This is a genomic window from Lysobacter sp. FW306-1B-D06B (assembly GCF_038446665.1).
GTDB lineage: Bacteria > Pseudomonadota > Gammaproteobacteria > Xanthomonadales > Xanthomonadaceae > Lysobacter_J.
Genome location: NZ_CP151802.1, coordinates 2,294,477 through 2,311,415, shown reverse-complemented (window position 1 = coordinate 2,311,415; position 16,939 = coordinate 2,294,477). Strand labels below are relative to the sequence as shown.

Annotated in this window: 14 protein-coding genes and 1 pseudogene; 10 read left to right on the top strand and 5 right to left on the bottom strand. The window is 67.8% G+C overall.

The features are described 5' to 3' along the window. Positions 1-28: 28 nt before the first annotated feature. The 3 genes from AAFF32_RS10670 to AAFF32_RS10660 all read left to right on the top strand — a co-directional run bounded on the left by AAFF32_RS10670 (position 29) and on the right by AAFF32_RS10660 (position 4,550). Positions 29-871: a hypothetical protein gene (locus tag AAFF32_RS10670; protein WP_216958666.1), complete on the top strand. Its 843-nt coding sequence runs from the start codon at positions 29-31 to the stop codon at positions 869-871. A gap of 188 nt (positions 872-1,059) precedes the next feature. Beyond that, a complete protein-coding gene (uvrA, locus tag AAFF32_RS10665) occupies positions 1,060-4,014 on the top strand; it encodes an excinuclease ABC subunit UvrA (protein WP_216958669.1) in 2,955 nt (984 codons plus the stop codon). Positions 4,015-4,163: 149 nt separating this feature from the next. Then, a complete protein-coding gene (locus AAFF32_RS10660) occupies positions 4,164-4,550 on the top strand; it encodes a thioesterase family protein (RefSeq protein ID WP_254200310.1) in 387 nt (128 codons plus the stop codon). 215 nt (positions 4,551-4,765) lie between these two features. Here the strand turns inward: AAFF32_RS10660 and AAFF32_RS10655 are convergent, their stop codons facing one another. Further along, positions 4,766-5,209 carry a copper chaperone PCu(A)C gene (locus AAFF32_RS10655; RefSeq protein WP_216958675.1) on the bottom strand — a complete coding sequence of 148 codons (444 nt, stop codon included), beginning with the start codon at positions 5,207-5,209 and terminating at the stop codon, positions 4,766-4,768. Between the two features lie 43 nt (positions 5,210-5,252). Here AAFF32_RS10655 and AAFF32_RS10650 point away from each other — a divergent pair, with 43 nt between their 5' ends. Continuing rightward, entirely contained in the window at positions 5,253-6,026 is a 774-nt protein-coding gene (locus AAFF32_RS10650; RefSeq protein WP_342315176.1) for an enoyl-CoA hydratase/isomerase family protein, read from the top strand. An 18-nt stretch (positions 6,027-6,044) separates the two neighbouring features. Here the strand turns inward: AAFF32_RS10650 and AAFF32_RS10645 are convergent, their stop codons facing one another. The 4 genes and pseudogenes from AAFF32_RS10645 to AAFF32_RS10630 all read right to left on the bottom strand — a co-directional run bounded on the left by AAFF32_RS10645 (position 6,045) and on the right by AAFF32_RS10630 (position 10,061). Next, positions 6,045-7,382 carry a substrate-binding domain-containing protein gene (locus AAFF32_RS10645; protein WP_342315175.1) on the bottom strand — a complete coding sequence of 446 codons (1,338 nt, stop codon included), beginning with the start codon at positions 7,380-7,382 and terminating at the stop codon, positions 6,045-6,047. Between the two features lie 110 nt (positions 7,383-7,492). Beyond that, positions 7,493-8,356 (bottom strand): sulfurtransferase, encoded by an 864-nt coding sequence (locus AAFF32_RS10640; protein ID WP_342315174.1) that lies wholly within the window; start codon positions 8,354-8,356, stop codon positions 7,493-7,495. After that, positions 8,353-9,170: pseudogene (locus AAFF32_RS10635) on the bottom strand (CoA pyrophosphatase). Before AAFF32_RS10635 ends, AAFF32_RS10640 begins: the two are co-directional and overlap by 4 nt. A gap of 204 nt (positions 9,171-9,374) precedes the next feature. Beyond that, positions 9,375-10,061 carry an FKBP-type peptidyl-prolyl cis-trans isomerase N-terminal domain-containing protein gene (locus tag AAFF32_RS10630; protein WP_216958687.1) on the bottom strand — a complete coding sequence of 229 codons (687 nt, stop codon included), beginning with the start codon at positions 10,059-10,061 and terminating at the stop codon, positions 9,375-9,377. 219 nt (positions 10,062-10,280) lie between these two features. Here AAFF32_RS10630 and AAFF32_RS10625 point away from each other — a divergent pair, with 219 nt between their 5' ends. The 6 genes from AAFF32_RS10625 (at position 10,281) to pstS (AAFF32_RS10600) (ending at position 16,787) form a co-directional block, all read left to right on the top strand. Next, the gene (locus tag AAFF32_RS10625) at positions 10,281-11,063 is read left to right on the top strand and encodes an enoyl-CoA hydratase-related protein (RefSeq protein WP_342315173.1); all 783 of its coding nucleotides are present in this window, start codon (positions 10,281-10,283) and stop codon (positions 11,061-11,063) included. Continuing rightward, positions 11,063-11,458: a hypothetical protein gene (locus AAFF32_RS10620; protein WP_216958692.1), complete on the top strand. Its 396-nt coding sequence runs from the start codon at positions 11,063-11,065 to the stop codon at positions 11,456-11,458. Before AAFF32_RS10625 ends, AAFF32_RS10620 begins: the two co-directional genes overlap by 1 nt. Continuing rightward, the gene (gene nth, locus AAFF32_RS10615; RefSeq protein WP_216958695.1) at positions 11,455-12,171 is read left to right on the top strand and encodes an endonuclease III; all 717 of its coding nucleotides are present in this window, start codon (positions 11,455-11,457) and stop codon (positions 12,169-12,171) included. Before AAFF32_RS10620 ends, nth begins: the two co-directional genes overlap by 4 nt. Before the next feature lie 481 nt (positions 12,172-12,652). Beyond that, on the top strand, positions 12,653-13,939 hold the full coding sequence (locus AAFF32_RS10610) for an OprO/OprP family phosphate-selective porin (RefSeq protein WP_216958698.1): 1,287 nt from the start codon (positions 12,653-12,655) through the stop codon (positions 13,937-13,939). A gap of 324 nt (positions 13,940-14,263) precedes the next feature. Continuing rightward, positions 14,264-15,283 (top strand): phosphate ABC transporter substrate-binding protein PstS, encoded by a 1,020-nt coding sequence (pstS, locus tag AAFF32_RS10605; RefSeq protein WP_216958701.1) that lies wholly within the window; start codon positions 14,264-14,266, stop codon positions 15,281-15,283. Between the two features lie 403 nt (positions 15,284-15,686). Beyond that, complete coding sequence (pstS, locus tag AAFF32_RS10600; protein ID WP_216958704.1) at positions 15,687-16,787, top strand: phosphate ABC transporter substrate-binding protein PstS; 1,101 nt, start codon at positions 15,687-15,689, stop codon at positions 16,785-16,787. The last annotated feature ends 152 nt before the right edge of the window (positions 16,788-16,939 follow it).

The following is a 16,939-nucleotide window of genomic DNA, read 5'->3' as shown; positions in this document are numbered from 1 at the left end:
ATCGCCGGCAATCGCCGATGGAGCGCCCATGAATCCAGTCCGTTCGATTTGGTCCGTCGCACTCGTCGCCGTCATCGCGACGACCGCGGCCTGCAACCGCGACACCCCGACTTCGCAGACGGCACCGCAGGCGGCCACCCCCGCGCCTGTCGCCCAGTTCGACGCGACCCTCAACCTGGTGAACAACAACGGCACGGTGCGCTATGACGGCACCGTTGACACCGACGCCACCCGGCAGGCCATCGAGGCCGCGCTGAAGCTCGCCTACGGCGGCAGCGTGTCGGGCGAATTGAAGGTTGACCCCGGCGCCCGGCGCGCCCCCTGGCAGGAGGCCTTGCCGAAATTCCTCGACGCCTTCACCCAGCCCGGCGCGGCGGTGTCGTTCGAAGGCCGGCGCATCGAACTCCACGGCCACGCCAGCGAGGCCGACCGCAAGGCCCTGCTCGCCCGCGCCGAACTGCTCTACCCCGGCTACGCCTACACCGGGCTCTTCCAGGGCGTGGGCGAAGGCGCGCCCGTGGACGGCGCGAGCGCCGTGCTCGCTCAGGTGAAGCCGGGCACGTCCGGCGGCGCGCTGGTGAAGGCGCTGAACGAAGCGGTCACGCAGACGCCTATCCGCTTCGAGCCCGGCAGCGCGCGCGTGGCGCCCGACAGCCTGGCCCTGCTGAGCAAGGCCGCACAGGTGATCCAGGCCTCCGGCGACGGCACGCGCCTGCAGATCACCGGCCCGTCAGGCGACGATCCCTCGCTTGCGCAGCAGCGGGCGGAGGCCATCAAGGTCCAGCTGATCGTCAACGGCGTGAGCCCGGCGGCGCTGGAAACGACCACACAGGCCGGCACCGGCGACGCGACGTCGTTCCGCCTGCTCTGACGCCTCGCGGTTTCGTTCATGAAGGTCGGGGACGCGCAATGCGTCCCCGAAGTCGCCGTGGAACATCCCGGCGACGGCTCCACGCCGGGCTTTGGTTCCAGCCATTTGCCCCCATCTTCGCCTGTCGATACGCTCCTCTGTTCGCCCTCGCGCTCCGCGGTGGCGACCCTCCCCCATACAGGCAACCGATGGCGCTGGATTACATCCGCATCCGCGGCGCGCGGACGCACAACCTCAAGAACATCGACCTCGACCTGCCTCGCGACAAGCTGATCGTGATCACGGGCCTGTCGGGCTCGGGCAAGTCGTCGCTGGCCTTCGACACCATCTACGCCGAAGGACAGCGCCGCTACGTCGAGTCGCTGTCGGCGTACGCGCGGCAGTTCCTCTCCGTGATGGAGAAGCCGGACGTCGACCACATCGAGGGCCTGTCGCCGGCGATCTCGATCGAGCAGAAGTCGACCTCGCACAACCCGCGATCGACCGTAGGCACGATCACCGAGATCTACGACTACCTGCGCCTGCTCTACGCACGCGTCGGCACGCCGCGCTGCCCGGACCACGGTTATCCGCTGGAAGCGCAGACGGTCAGCCAGATGGTCGACCAGGTCGTCGCGCTGGGCGCCACCGAGGCCGGCCGCGAGCAGCGCTACATGCTGCTGGCGCCGGTAATCCGCGAGCGCAAGGGCGAACACGCGCAGGTGTTCGAACAGCTGCGCGCGCAGGGCTACGTGCGCGTGCGCGTGGACGGCGTGCTGCACGAGATCGACGCCGTGCCGCCGCTGGCGCTGCGCGTGAAGCACACGATCGAAGCGGTCGTGGATCGCTTCAAGCCGCGCGAGGACATCAAGCAGCGCCTGGCCGAGTCCTTCGAGACCGCTCTCAAGCTCGGCGACGGCATGGCCCAGGTCATGTCGCTGGACGATGCCGATGCCGCGCCGCTGTTGTTCTCGTCCAAGTACAGCTGCCCGGTGTGCGATTACTCGCTGCCGGAGCTGGAACCGCGCCTGTTCTCGTTCAACTCGCCGGTCGGCGCCTGCCCCACTTGCGACGGCCTGGGCGTGGCGCAGTTCTTCGATCCGGGGCGCGTCGTCGTGCACCCTGAGCTCTCGCTCTCCGCCGGCGCGGTGCGCGGCTGGGATCGACGCAACGCGTACTACTTCCAGCTGATCCAGTCGCTGGCCAAACACTACAAGTTCGACGTGGACGCACCGTGGCAGTCGCTGCCGGCGAAGGTGCGCGACGCGGTGCTGTTCGGCAGCGGCGAGGAACTGATCACCTTCACCTACCTCACCGAAGCCGGCGGGCGCAGCCAGCGCAAGCACCGCTTCGAAGGCATCGTGCCGAACCTCGAGCGCCGCTACCGCGAAACCGAATCGGCCGCAGTGCGCGAAGAGCTGGCCAAGTACATCAGCGAACGCGCGTGCACCGACTGCGGCGGCGCGCGCCTGAACCGTGCCGCGCGCAACGTGTTCGTCGCCGAACGTCCGCTGCCCGACATCGTGGTGATGCCGGTCGACGAGGCGCTGGCGTTCTTCAAGGCGCTCAACCTGCCCGGCTGGCGCGGCGAGATCGCGATCAAGATCGTCAAGGAAATCTCCGACCGCCTGCGCTTCCTCGTCGATGTCGGCCTGGATTACCTCACGCTGGAACGCAAGGCCGACTCGCTCTCCGGCGGCGAAGCGCAGCGCATCCGGCTGGCCTCGCAGATCGGCGCGGGCCTGGTCGGCGTGATGTACGTGCTCGACGAGCCGTCCATCGGCCTGCACCAGCGCGACAACGAGCGCCTGCTGGGCACGCTCACGCGCCTGCGCGATCTGGGCAACACCGTCATCGTCGTCGAACACGACGAAGATGCGATCCGTCTGGCCGACCACGTGGTCGACATCGGCCCCGGCGCGGGCGTGCACGGCGGCGAAGTCATCGCGCACGGCACGTTCGAGGACCTGCTCAAGGCGCCGCGTTCGCTCACCGGCCAGTACCTCAGCGGCAAGCGCCGCATCGAGATCCCGACCAAGCGCCACAAGCCGGATGCGAAGACCACCTTCCACCTGCGCGGCGCCACCGGCAACAACCTCAAGGACGTGGACCTGGCGATTCCGTCGGGGCTGTTCACGGCCGTCACCGGCGTGTCGGGCTCAGGCAAGTCGACGCTGATCAACGACACCTTGTTCGCGATCACGGCCAATGAACTCAACGGCGCTTCGCACACGCCGGCGCCGCATCGCGATTACGAGAACATCGAATTGTGGGACAAGGTCGTCGACATCGACCAGTCGCCGATCGGCCGCACGCCGCGCTCCAATCCCGCCACCTACACCGGCCTGTTCACGCCGCTGCGCGAGTTGTACGCGCAGGTGCCGGAAGCGCGTTCGCGCGGCTATTCGCCGGGCCGTTTCAGCTTCAACGTGCGCGGCGGCCGCTGCGAAGCCTGCCAGGGCGACGGCCTGATCAAGGTCGAGATGCACTTCCTCCCAGACGTGTACGTGCCGTGCGATGTCTGCGGTGGCAAGCGCTACAACCGCGAGACGCTGGAGATCCTCTACAAGGGTTACAACATCAACGACGTGCTGGAGATGACCGTCGAGGATGCGTTGAGCCTGTTCGAGAACATCCCGGCCATCTCGCGCAAGCTGGAAACGCTGATGGACGTGGGCCTGAGCTATATCAAACTGGGCCAGAGCGCGACCACGCTGTCCGGCGGTGAGGCGCAGCGCGTGAAGCTGTCCAAGGAACTCTCGCGCCGCGACACCGGGCGCACGCTGTACATCCTGGACGAGCCGACGACGGGCCTGCACTTCCACGACATCGAGCACCTGCTCGCCGTGCTGCATCGCCTGCGCGACGACGGCAACACGGTGGTGGTGATCGAGCACAACCTGGACGTCATCAAGACCGCGGACTGGGTCATCGACCTGGGCCCGGAAGGCGGCCATCGCGGCGGCACCATCCTGGCCTGCGGAACGCCGGAGGACATCGCAGCGCTGCCGCATTCGCACACCGGCCGGTTCCTCGCACCGCTGCTGGGCACGAAGGTCGAGGCGCCGTCACGCAAGGGCAAGGCCGCCTCGAAGGACGCAGGCAAGGCGACCGCGAAGGCGCCCGGCAAGTCGAACACCACGAAGAAGAAGTCCGCCGCATGAGCGACCCCGCAGCACCCAAGGCGCGCAAGACGCCGACCCGCCGCCGCAAGCCGGCGGCGAAGAAGGCCAACGACACTGCGGCTGTCGCTGCATCCGCGCCGAGCGAAAGCGCGCAAGCCACCCAGCAGGAATCGCAGGCGCCCGTCGCGCTGATCCGCGTGCCGCTCTCGGTGCGCTGGCGCGATCTGGACGCGTTCAACCACGTCAACAATTCGAAGTACCTCAGCTTCCTCGAAGAAGCGCGACTCCGCTGGATGCTGAGCGTCCCCGGCCAGGGCCTGGACGACCACGTCGCACCCGTCGTCGCCGCAGCCAACCTCAACTACCGTCGCCCGATCGAGTGGCCGGCCGAGGTGGACATCGAACTCTTCGTCGAACGTCTGGGCAGCACCAGCCTCACCATCGGCCATCGCATCCTCGATGCGAAGGACGAGACGGTGCTGTACTGCGACGGCAACGTGGTGATGGTGTGGATCGACCGCAACACGGGGCGTGCTGCGCAGTTGCCGGAAGCCGTGCGGACGGCCTGCTCCTGAGGCGGCACATCGTCGCCTCGGGGCCATTGCCGTCATCCCAGCGAAAGCCGGGATCCATTTCGATTTAGAACTCGTTTGAATATGGATTCCAGCTTTCCCTGGAAAGACGAGTCCACGCGATCCCCGACGACCGGGACCATAGCGCGCTAACCAAGCTCACAAACGAAAAGAGCGACGTCGCGCGTCGCTCTTCTTCTTTGCGTGGACCGCGCCGCTTACTCGCCGGCCTTCTTCACCACGAACTCGCCCAGCACCTTGCCGCCATTCTTCGTCTTGAATTCGATGGCGACCTTGCTGCCCGCCTTCAGCGTCGCGCCCGGCTCCATCAGCATCAGGTGAAGCCCGCCGGGCTTGAACACCGCCGCCTGACCCGGTGCGATGCGCAGCTCAGGAACCGCACGCATGCGGCTGACGCCGTCGACCACGCGCGTCTCGTGCAGTTCGACCGAACCGAACGCCGCACTGCTGGCACCGGTGATCGTCACCGGCTTCGTGCACGGATTCTCGATGCGGGCGAAACCGGCCATCATCGGCATCGCGGCTGGCGGCATGCGCACCCAGCCTTCGCTGATTTTAGGCATGCATTCGGTGGCGGAAACGGCGGACGAGGCCGCCAGCAGGAGGGCCATCAACCCCAGTCGGATGCGCGACGTGTTCATGCGCCTATGATACCGAAGTCCCGTCAGGCCCCGAGGAGCCGCCATGAGCCTTGTCGAAACCCACTCCGCCGACGGCATCGTCGAAATCAAACTCGCGCGCGCGCCGGTCAATGCGCTCAATCCCGCCCTCTGCAACGATCTGACCGCCGCGCTGGCCGCGGCCGTCGACGGCGGCGCTCAGGGCATCGTGCTCGGCGGCGGCGCGAAGGTGTTTTCCGCCGGCCTCGACGTGCCGCACCTGCTTTCGCTGGGCGATGATCGCGACGCATTGCTGGCTGCGTGGGAGGCCTTCTTCGATGCCGCGCGCGCGATCGCCGAATGCCCGGTGCCGGTGGTCGCGGCCATCGGCGGCCATGCGCCCGCCGGCGGCTGCGTGCTGGCGCTGTGCTGCGACTATCGCGTGATGGCGCGCAGCGAAGATCCGGCCAAGCCCTTCCGCATCGGCCTCAATGAAACGCAGGTCGGACTGGTGGTGCCGGTCGGCATCCTGCGCCTGATGCAGCGCGTGGTGGGCACCTATCGCGCCGAACGGCTGGTCGTCGCCGGCGACATGGTGGAAGCCGAGCGCGCCGAGCGCATCGGCCTGGTCGACGAACTCGTCCCGGTCGACCAGGTCAACGCACGTGCGCGCGAATGGCTGGCGCAACTGCTCCGGCTGCCGCAACCGGTGATGCGCCAGACCCGCGCGATCGCACGCGCGGACCTCGTCGCTGCGATGCAGCCGGAACAGATTCAGCTGCCGAAGTTCATCGCGGCCTGGAGCGATCCCGCCACGCAGGCCGCGCTGCATGCGCTGGTGGCCCGGCTCGGCAAGTAGCGCGCCGGGCCTCGCGACTCACAGCATCCAGATTTCCACGCGTTCATTGCGATAGCGCGCCGCCGCCGTGCCCGGAGCGGTCAGTGGCACCTGCGCGCCGACACCGCGCGCGTGCAGCACCGTGACGCCGCGCGCCATGAGTTCGTGCGCGACGAGATCGGCGCGGTCGTTGCTCATCATCGTCGCGGCCACCGAGCTGCCGCCAGCGGTATCGGCGAAACCCAGCACCAGCAGGCGACGGCCGCGATTCACCGGCAGCTGCATGAAGGCCACGACGCGTTCGATGTCGCGCACGGCGCGGCTGTCGTACACGCTGCTGGCGACACCGCTGTCGTTGTTGCCGGTGAGGTTGAAGCGCAGGCTCAGCGGCAGGCGCGTGGCCTGCGCGACGAGATCGCGATAATCCTTCGGCCCGACGAGCGTCGGCGGCGCATAGCCCGGTCGCAACGTCACGGCGAAGTGGCCTGCGCGCGTCACCGCGTCCTGGCCGCGCTGGCCCATCGTGTAGAGCGCGAAACTGCGGCTGAGCGCGCCCATCATCTGGCCGCCGTACAGATAGAAGCGGCGCGACAACGGGTAGTCCTCGCTCTGCACGGACAGGCGCGTCGGCGCGACCGCGCGGCCGCCATCGGACAACGCAAGCGGACGCACGCTGGCGCCCCACGGCTGGCGCAAGGTGACGAAGCCGATGCCCGTCGGATCCTGCGCGATCGCACGCACCAATGCGTCGCCATCGGCGTGCAGCTGCGCGGGCGCGTACGCCGCGCCCTGCATAACGCGTTCGTCGACCAGATCGCGCGCGGAGTTGGCACCCGCGACGCTGTGCAGGTGGATCGCGCCACGACCGCCGACGTCGCGCCAGTCGTGCACCTGTCCGGACAGCACGCGACGCAGCTGGGCGAAGCCGAGTTTGGCGATGGGATTGTCGCGATGGACGACGACGGCGACACCGTCGAGCGCCAGCGCGAACTCCTGATCGTGCGAGGCCAGATCGCCGAGCTGCCAGCCGGCGTCGAGTTCGGCCGCGTCGGGACGACCCGTCATCATCGCGATGTGCGCGTTGCCATCGACGACGTCCTGGAACCCCTGCGCCGAACTGCTCGCCTCAATCTCCACGATCAGCGGCAGACCGTCGCGCTGGGCATGGATTTCGGTGAGGTTCGGCCGCGGCTGCGTGCGCCGGATGCCGTCATAGCCGATGTCGCGCAACCACGACTCCGCCACGGCCGGCACCAGCCGCGCCGCCATCGTCTGCGAACCGTGGATGCGGACGCGCTCGGCGTCCACCTGTGCGTGCGCGACAGCGCTCGCTCCCAACAACGTTACCGCCAACCACCAACCTGCGACGCGTGACATGGCGCACGCCCCCTGCGTGAAATCGCGCAAGGATCGTGGGCTTGGATGACGCTCAGGTTACGGTGGCGCCGTTTTGCGTGACAGCCGTGCGAGCCGGCCGAAGCGGCACATCATTCGCCGCGCGCGATGGGCCGCTGCGGATCGTCGATCCAACCGCTCCAGGAACCGGTGAACAACCGTGCATCGTTCACGCCGGCATGTTCCAGCGCGAGCAGCAGGTGGCAGGCGGTGACGCCCGAGCCGCACATGGCGACGACCTCGCCGCTGTCACGTCCCTGCAACAGGCTCTGGAATTCGTGCGCCAGTTCATCGGCGGGACGGAAGCGCCCGTCCTGCATCGACTGCGCATACGGGCGGTTGCGCGCGCCGGGCACATGACCGGCGACGCGGTCGATCGGTTCGACATCGCCACGGAAACGCTCTGCGGCGCGCGCATCGAGCAGCAGGCCGCCGGAGGCGACGTGCGCCTGCACCTGGCGCTCATCGAGCAGGCGTTGCTCGTCGAACGTGGACGGGTACGGCGGTGCGGGCGTCGCCACCGGCACGCGCGATTCCAGCGGCAGCCCCAGCGCCTGCCAGTGCTGCAGGCCGCCGTCGAGCACCGCCACGCGCTCATGCCCGAGCGTGCGCAGCATGAACCACAACCGCGCGGCCGCGAGCGCACCGTCGGCGGCGTCGTACACGACGACCTGATGCGCGGGCGTCACGCCCCAGCGGCCGAGTGCCTCGGTGAAATCCGCGGCGTCCGGCCACGGATGGCGCCCCGCGTGCGGCTTGCGATGATCGGACAGCTCGCGATCCAGATGCGCATAGAACGCGCCGGGAATGTGCGCGGCGCGCCAGGCCGCTTCGCCCGCTTCGGGTTCGGCGAGGCTGTGGCGCGTATCGAAGACGATCAGGTCTTCGCGCCCCAGCGCGGCGGCCAGGTCTTGCGCGGACACCAGCGTGCGCCACGTCGTCTTCGTCTCGCTCATCGGATCGCCTCCAGGCGCTGGCGCAGGTTGAACAGCATCGAGGCCGTCGCGCCCCAGATGCGTTGCGCCGGATATCGGTACTCGAACACCTGGCGCGGACGGCCGCGGAAGTCGAGCGTGTGCGTGGCCAGGTTGGCCGGATCGAGCAGGAACGCGAGCGGCACTTCGAACACGTCGGCCACTTCGTTCGGATCGGGATGGGCGACGTAGTCGCTCGCCAGCACCGCGACCACAGGCTGCACGCGATAGCCGGTGATGGTCGCCAGCGGATCGAGGAAGCCCAGCGGATGGATCTGCGGCGCGACCAGGCCGATTTCCTCATGCGTTTCGCGCAGCGCGGCGGCGACGGCGTCGGCATCGTCGTGTTCGATGCGCCCGCCGGGAAAGCTCACCTGCCCCGCATGTTGACGCAGCGCATCGGTGCGGCGCGTGAGCAGCACCTGCGTGCCCTGCTCGCGCGGGACCAGGCCGACGAGCACGGCGGCTTCCACGCTCGTCGCGTCATCGGATACCAGATCGTGCAGCTCCGCCAGATTCCAGCCCGGTCCGGGCGGCGGTGCGGACAGCGGATACAGCGCGGCCGCGAGGCCGGGCCAGTCGGGCAGCTCGAACGCGGCGTCCGGCCGGGTCACCGGCGGCGCGACTCACGCTCGGGCAGCACGGATTCCATCATGCGCAGGCGCTCGTCGTCGTTCATCTGCGACCAGCGCGCGATCTCCGCGCCGGTGCGATGACAGCCGTTGCACAGGCCGTCGTCGTCGAGCGAGCAGATGCCGATGCAGGGACTGAGCACGGCACGGAAAAGAGTATTCATGGAGCGACTACCGTAAAGCGCGCTTGCATGGGATTCAACCTGCGACGTCCGTGTTGCCTGCGATGCGGATCGCAGAAAAACGTCGAGCCGGCGGGGCCGGCTCGACGGTGGTGTTGCTTCAGGCGTTGTGGGCCTGGATCACGGCTTTCGCCGTAACGACGCTTCGGCAAGCCCGCTCGCGCTCTGCGCGAGCAGGCCGAAACGTCACTTGACGCTGACCAGCTTCACTTCGAACTGCACGGCCACGTTCGGCGGGAACGGCGTGCGCGGATCGGCGCCGTAGGCCTTGTCGGACGGCAGGGTGATTTCCCACTTCGAGCCGGCCGGCATCTGCAGCAGCGCTTCGCGCATGGCGGCCATTTCGATGTCGCTCACCTTGATCGACGGGATCTGCTGCGCCGGACGCGCCTGCGCCGGACGCTCGCCCCACGCGTAGGGACCGGCGACTTCCAACTGCACGGTGCTGGCCTGGGTCGGCTTGGCGCCGGTGCCCTTCTCGATCTCGCGGTACTGCACGCCGCTCGGCAGCGCCTTCACGCCGGCCTTGGCCTTGTTGGCGGCGATGAACTGATCGCTCTTGGCCTTGTTGGTCGAGGCGGCCTTGTCCCACTCCGCCTTGGCCTTGGCCTGCTGGCGCTGCTGCATGTTCTGCACCGCAGTGCGCAGCTGGTCGACCGGCACCGACGGCTGCTTCTTGGCGTAGCCGTCCTGCAGACCCTTGACGATGGTGTTCACATCGACCTGTTCACCGCTCTCGATGGCGTTGCGACCCAGGTCGTAACCGAGCGCGTAGCTCAGCTTGCCCTTCTCGCTCGAGGTGTCCTGCGCGACGGCGTTGCCGGCGGTCAGTGCCAGGGCCGCGACAGCGGCAGCGATCAAACGCAACTTCATTCGATGGAATCTCCGTGATGGCTCGGGGCGGGACTACCGCTCCTTAGTGATAAGGCCCGCACCGGTCGAATGGACCCGGATGGACGCGCTAGGATACCGGCGCCCGTGCTTAATCGCCACTGACGCCGAACCGCTCTGACAGCGGTTCCGGGGCCGAAGTTCCGCGCCCCGGCAGACGGCAGCCCCCGCCCTCTTCCACCCCTCCAAGACCGCCTTCCCATGTCCGAATCGCCCGTCCTGATCGCCGACCGCGGTGCCGTCCGCGTGGTCACCGTGAACCGTCCCGACAAGCTGAACGCGCTGAACGCGGCCACGCTGGACGCCCTCCTGGCGGCCTTCGAGGCCGCTGCGGCCGACCCGGCCGTGCGTTGCGTGGTCCTGACCGGCGCCGGGGCGAAGGCGTTCGTGGCCGGCGCGGACATCGCCGAGATGAACGGCCTGACACCGGTCCAGGGACGCGACTTTTCCCTGCGCGGGCAGAAGCTCATGCGCGGAATCGAAAAGATGCCCAAGCCGGTGGTCGGCATGATCAACGGCTTCGCCCTGGGCGGCGGGCTGGAACTGGCGATGGGCTGCCACCTGCGCATCGCCGCCGACACGGCCAAGGTCGGTCAGCCGGAGATCAACCTCGGCCTGATCCCGGGCTTCGGCGGCACCCAGCGCCTGCTGCGCCTGGCCGGTCGCGCCGCCGCGCTGGAACTGTGCCTGGTCGGCGCGCCGATCGACGCGGCGCGTGCGCGCGAGCTCGGCATCGTCAATCGCGTCGTGCCGGCGGCGGAACTGGAAGCGGAGACGATGAAGCTCGCCGAGCAACTGGCGAACGCAGCGCCGCTGGCGCTGCGCGGCATCCTGGACTGCGTCAACGTCGGCGGCGAGTGCGGCATCGAGGAAGGCCTGGAATACGAGACCGCGCAGTTCGGCCTGATGTTCTCCACGCAGGACATGCGCGAAGGCACCGGTGCGTTCCTGGAGCGCCGCAAGCCGTCCTTCAGCGGCCAGTGATGCAGCACGCGCCCGGCGAATGCGCATGCGGTTGCCGCGATCCGCGCGGCGCCGCGGTGCATGCGATCAATGCGGCCTTGCGCGTGGACGATGTGGATCGCGCGATCGAGGCCGGCCTGCTCGATCGCGATCTGCAATGCACGTCATGCAGCGACGATTGCCGCGCGGTGCTGCACGCCGCACGCGATGCACGCTCCAGCGCACTGGCCGCGCGCGAACGCTACCGCACCCGCAACGCACGACTGGAACGCATCGCACGCGAACGCGCGCTCAAGCGCAGCGTCGTGCCCTCCAGCGAAGCGACGCCCAGCGCGCCCAAACCCGCCCTGCCCTCGGCCGCCGCCGCCGCGCTCGCGCGTGCGCGCGAGAAGGCCGCGCAACGCCACAAGCCATGACGCCCGCTGCCACGAAGAAGAAGCCCGCCGCCAAGCGCGCGCGGCGCACGAGCCGCCTGTCCGCCGAGCAGATCCACACCCTGTTCGCGCGGTTGAAGCAGCTCAACCCCAAGCCCGAGACCGAACTGGAATTCACCACGCCCTATGAACTGCTCGTGGCGGTGACGTTGTCCGCGCAGGCCACCGACGTGGGCGTCAACAAGGCCACGCGCAAGCTGTTCCCCGTGGCGAACACGCCGCAGGCCATCGCGAAGCTGGGCGTGGAAGGACTCAAGCCGTACATCTCCACCATCGGCCTCTACAACACCAAGGCGGCCAACGTGGTGGCGATGGCGCAGCAGTTGATTGAACACCACGGCGGTGAAGTGCCGCGCAATCGCGACGCACTAGAAGCCCTGCCCGGCGTGGGACGCAAGACGGCGAACGTCGTGCTCAACACCGCCTTCGGCGAACCGACGATGGCGGTGGACACGCACATCTTCCGCGTCGCGAACCGGACCGGGCTGGCGCCAGGCAAGACCGTGCGCGCGGTCGAAGACGGGCTGCTCAAGGTCGTCCCGCCCGAATACCTGCACGACGCCCATCACTGGCTCATCCTGCACGGCCGCTACGTGTGCAAGGCGCGCAAGCCCGACTGCCCGCATTGCGTGATCCGCGACATCTGCCGCTACCCGGACAAGACGCCGGGGGAGCCGGAGCCGGTTCTGGGTTGACGCCTTCAAGCCCCTCTCCCACCGGGAGAGGGGTTGGGGTGAGGGGCAACGCAGTGGCAACTCCAAACCTTGCGATGCGCGGCCGCACGGGTGTTCTTGACCTGCGCGAAAGTCCAAATGGATTCCAGCTTTCGCTGGAATGACGTGATGAGGCGGATAGGGTGACAGCCCGGACCCCGGCCCTTCGACAAGCTCAGGACAGGCCTTCGCCGGGATGACGGTGTCTTCGAGATGACAGCCGTCGTAGCCCGGGTAAGCGAAGCGCACCCGGGGCGCGGCGAGCTACAGGTGCGTCCATCCCGGGTGCGCTTCGCTTGCCCAGGCCACAAGTGCCTAACCCCGCCCCCAACACCTCACCGCCCATCGGCCGCTTCGTCATGCGCGCGTCATCGCAGCGAAATAAGTCAGCGTTGTCACATTTACGCAACCTTCACGACCTAGCCTGCGCAGCGTCTTCTCATCGCCCCAAGGGCTAACGTCCATGAAACTCTCCCGCAGCACCCTGTCCGTCGCGCTGCTCGCCGCTCTCGTCGCGCCCGCCGCGCATGCCGAAATCGCGCTCGACGTGATCGGCAACTCCGAAGTCTCCTTCGAAGGCCTCGTCCAGGCCGACTACAACTACTTCGACAGCGACTTCGCCGACCTCAACGTCGGTGGCGACACCCTCGACGGTCGCGACAGCGACAACGAGCTGCGCCGCGCCGAGCTGGTGCTCAAGGGCAAGGGCCCGGGCAACTTCGAGTGGGTCGTCGGCTACGACGCCAAGGCCGACAAGTGGCTGGACGTCAACGCCAAGTACAAGATCCGCGGCGATTCCAACCACTTCTTCCAGCTGGGCCAGTTCAAGCAGCCCAACAGCCTGGAAGAGCTGTCCTCGACCAAGAACAACGACTTCATCGCCAAGGCGCTGGTCACCAACACCTTCGGCGTGGCCCGTCGCCTGGGCGGCCAGTACCGCTACGGCACCAACGACTGGGGCTTCACCGCCAGCTACTTCACCCGCGAGCTGACCGAGCACCCGGCTCCGACGCCGCACGGCCCGGGCTACGGCCTGCGCGGTAACTGGGCGCCGATCAACGACAAGGGCAGCATCGTCCACCTCGGTCTGTCGTACGTGGATTACGACACCTTCCAGGACACCGTCCGCCTGCGTGCCCGTCCGGGCGCCGACCTGTCCGGCACGCGCCTGGTCGACACCGGCAACATGACCAATACCGATCGCCAGAAGACCGTCGGGGCCGAGGCCATGTGGGTCACCGGCCCGGTCAAGGTGCAGGGCGAGTACATGCAGACCAAGGTCGAGCGTTACCCGAACGGCAACCCGCGCCAGTCGCACAACTTCGACGGCAACAGCTGGTACGTCAGCGGCCTGTGGAACATCACCGGCGAGACCTGGGGCTACAAGGACGGCGTGCCGACGACCCCGCTGCCCGACGAACCCGCCAGCGGCATGTGGCAGGTCGGCGCGCGTTACGACTCGATCGACCTGGACGACGGCATCGTCATCGCGCCGACCTCGCCGACCGCAGCGGCGGCCGTCGACGGCGTCCTGGGTGGCGAGATGGACACCTGGACGGTCGGCGTGAACTGGTACTGGCGTTCGAACTTCAAGTTCATGCTGAACTACGTGATGGTCGACAGCTCGAAGTTCATGGCCCGCACCCCGGCCACCGGCCTGGTCAATCCGGCCAACCAGAACGTGCTCGTCAACCGCAAGGTCGACGACAACCCGAACATCTTCGAAGCGCGCATGCAGTTCTACTGGTAAGCGATCCAGCACGTTGCCCGGGTAAGGCCGAAGGCCGCACCCGGGTTGCTTCACCCATGCAATGTCCCGGGTGCGTTGCGCTTACCCGGGCTACGAAAGTCTTCTCTCTCTTTTTGTTTCCTCCCCTCCGGGCGCGGTCCTTCGGCCGCGCCCTTTTTTTGCAATCGATCTCGCGAAGCCCGTCTCCCGCGCGCGGGAGAGGGGGAACGTCGATGGGATCGCGCCGTAACACCGCTGTCACACACCGGTCCCGGCGCTGTCATGCAACCGTCGTCAAATGCGCGTCGTACGGGTCAGGCCCGTCGTCCACTCCAGGAGAGCTCTGTGTTCAAGTCCATCCAGTTCCGCCTCGCCGCGATTGCGGTCGCCGGTACCTTCGCGATCACCGCGCAGGCCGCCGACGTCACCGGCGCCGGCGCGTCGTTCGTGTACCCGGTCATGTCGAAGTGGTCGGCCGACTACAACAAGGCCGCCGGCAAGAAGGTGAACTACCAGTCGATCGGTTCCGGCGGCGGCATCGCCCAGATCAAGGCCGCGACGGTCGACTTCGGTTCCTCCGACGCGCCGATGAAGCCCGAAGAGCTGGCGCAGTTCGGCTTGGCGCAGTTCCCGTCGGTCATCGGCGGCGTGGTGCCGGTCGTCAACGTGCCGGGCATCGCCTCCGGCGCCCTGAAGCTGGACGGCGAAACGCTGGCCAATATCTTCCTGGGCAAGATCACCAAGTGGAACGACCCGGCGATCGCCGCGCTCAACGGCGGCGTGCAGCTGCCGGACCGCAAGATCACCGTCGTGCACCGTTCGGACGGCTCGGGCACCACCTTCAACTTCGTCAACTACCTGTCGAAGGTGTCGCCGGACTGGAAGTCGAAGGTCGGTGAAGGCACCGCCGTGAAGTGGCCGGTGGGCATCGGCGGCAAGGGCAACGAGGGCGTCGCCGCGTACGTGAAGCAGATCGTCGGCGGCATCGGTTACGTCGAGCTGTCCTACGCGCTGCAGAACAAGATGGCCTACTCGCGCCTGAAGAACGCCGCTGGCAACTTCGTGCTGCCGTCGGACGAGTCCTTCCAGGCCGCTGCCGCCAGCGCCGAGTGGGGCAACGCGAAGGACTTCTACCTGGTGATGACGAATGCGCCGGGCGCGAACTCCTGGCCGATCACCGCCACCAACTTCATCCTGATGTACAAGCAGCCCAAGAACGCCGCCGGCGCCAAGAACGCCAAGGAATTCTTCCGCTGGGTCTACGCCAACGGCGACACGCAGGCCAAGGCGCTGGACTACGTCCCGCTGCCGGACGCGCTGGTGAAGCAGATCGAGACGTATTGGTCGACGAACATGAACTACTGATCCGCTCGCGGATTCAGGCGTCACCGGAAGGCGGGCCTTGTGCCCGCCTTCTTTGTTTTTTCCCTCCGGTGTCCTGGCTGGAGCCTGGCGCACCAGACGAAATCCCTCGCGCCGCGCTCTTTGCCCCTCCCCCTGCTTGCAGGGGGAGGGTTGGGAGGGGGTGTGAGGCGCGCCAGCGCCGAGCGGTCCGGCAAACCTCGCCGTTACACGGCTTCGCCCCCCTCCCCAGCCCTCCCCTGCAAGCAGGGGCGGGAGCAAACCGCACGCTGGGGAGGGGGCAAAGACGCGCTTCCGGCCATCACTACAGAAATGTGACGGTCAGATGTCATTGGGCTGTAACAAAAAGATCATCAAATGGCGCAGCCCGGCCCGCGAGCCGGAATCCTTCCCCTTGGAGCTGCGCATGAACCCGTCGTCGGCCCGTATTGCCGCCCTCGCTTTCGCCATCGCCCTCACCGTCGCGGCCTGCAAGCCCGCCGGCGACAACGCCAACCCGCAGGCCACGGCCGCCGACACGGGCGCGCCCGCTGCGGGCGCACCGGCCGGCGACCAGGTCGCCGCGCAGATCACCGGCGCCGGCGCGACCTTCATCTACCCGCTGATCTCCAAGTGGTCGGACGACTACAACAAGGCCACCGGCGCCAAGGTCAACTACCAGTCGATCGGTTCCGGCGGCGGCATCGCCCAGATCAAGGCCGGCACGGTGGACTTCGGTTCCTCCGACAAGCCGCTGCCGTCCGATGAACTCGCAACCGCCGGCCTGGGCCAGTTCCCGTCGGCCATCGGCGGCGTGGTGCCGGTGATCAATGTCGAAGGCATCGAAGCCGGCAAGCTGCGCCTCACCGGCCCGCTGCTGGCGGACATCTTCGCGGGCAAGGTCACGATGTGGAACGACGCGGCCATCGCCGCGGCGAATCCGGGCGTGGCGCTGCCGGCGACGAAGATCAACATCGTGCACCGCTCCGACGGTTCGGGCACGACGTTCAACTTCACCAACTACCTGTCCAAGGTCTCGCCGGACTGGAAGGCGAAGGTCGGCGAAGGCACGTCCGTGCAGTGGCCGGGCGGCGTGGGCGGCAAGGGCAACGAAGGCGTCGCGTCCTACGTGAAGCAGATCAAGGGTTCGATCGGTTACGTCGAACTGGCCTACGCGCTGCAGAACAAGATGGCCTACGCCTCGCTGCAGAACGCCGCCGGCAACTGGGTGCAGCCGAGCGCGGAAAGCTTCCAGGCCGCCGCCGCAGGCGCCGACTGGGCGAACGCGAAGGACTTCAACCTGGTGATCACCAATGCGGCCGATGCGAACGCATGGCCGATCACCGCCACCAACTTCATCCTGATGCACAAGCAGCCCAAGGACGCCAAGCGCGCCGCGGACACGCGCGCGTTCTTCAAGTGGGCCTTCGAGAACGGCCAGCAGCAGGCGCAGGCACTGGACTACGTCCCGCTGCCGCCGGCGCTGGTGCAGCAGGTCGAGGCGTATTGGGCGGCGGAGTTCAAGTGACGAATTGGCCCGCTCGCGCTCAGCGCGAGCGGCTTTGCCAATTCGTCATCCCCGCGAAGGCGGGGATCCAACTCGCAGATCCCATTCCGCCTTCCGTAGAGAGTGACGAACCTGACAGTTGGATAGAGCCGCCCTGCGGCGGCCCAAAGGAC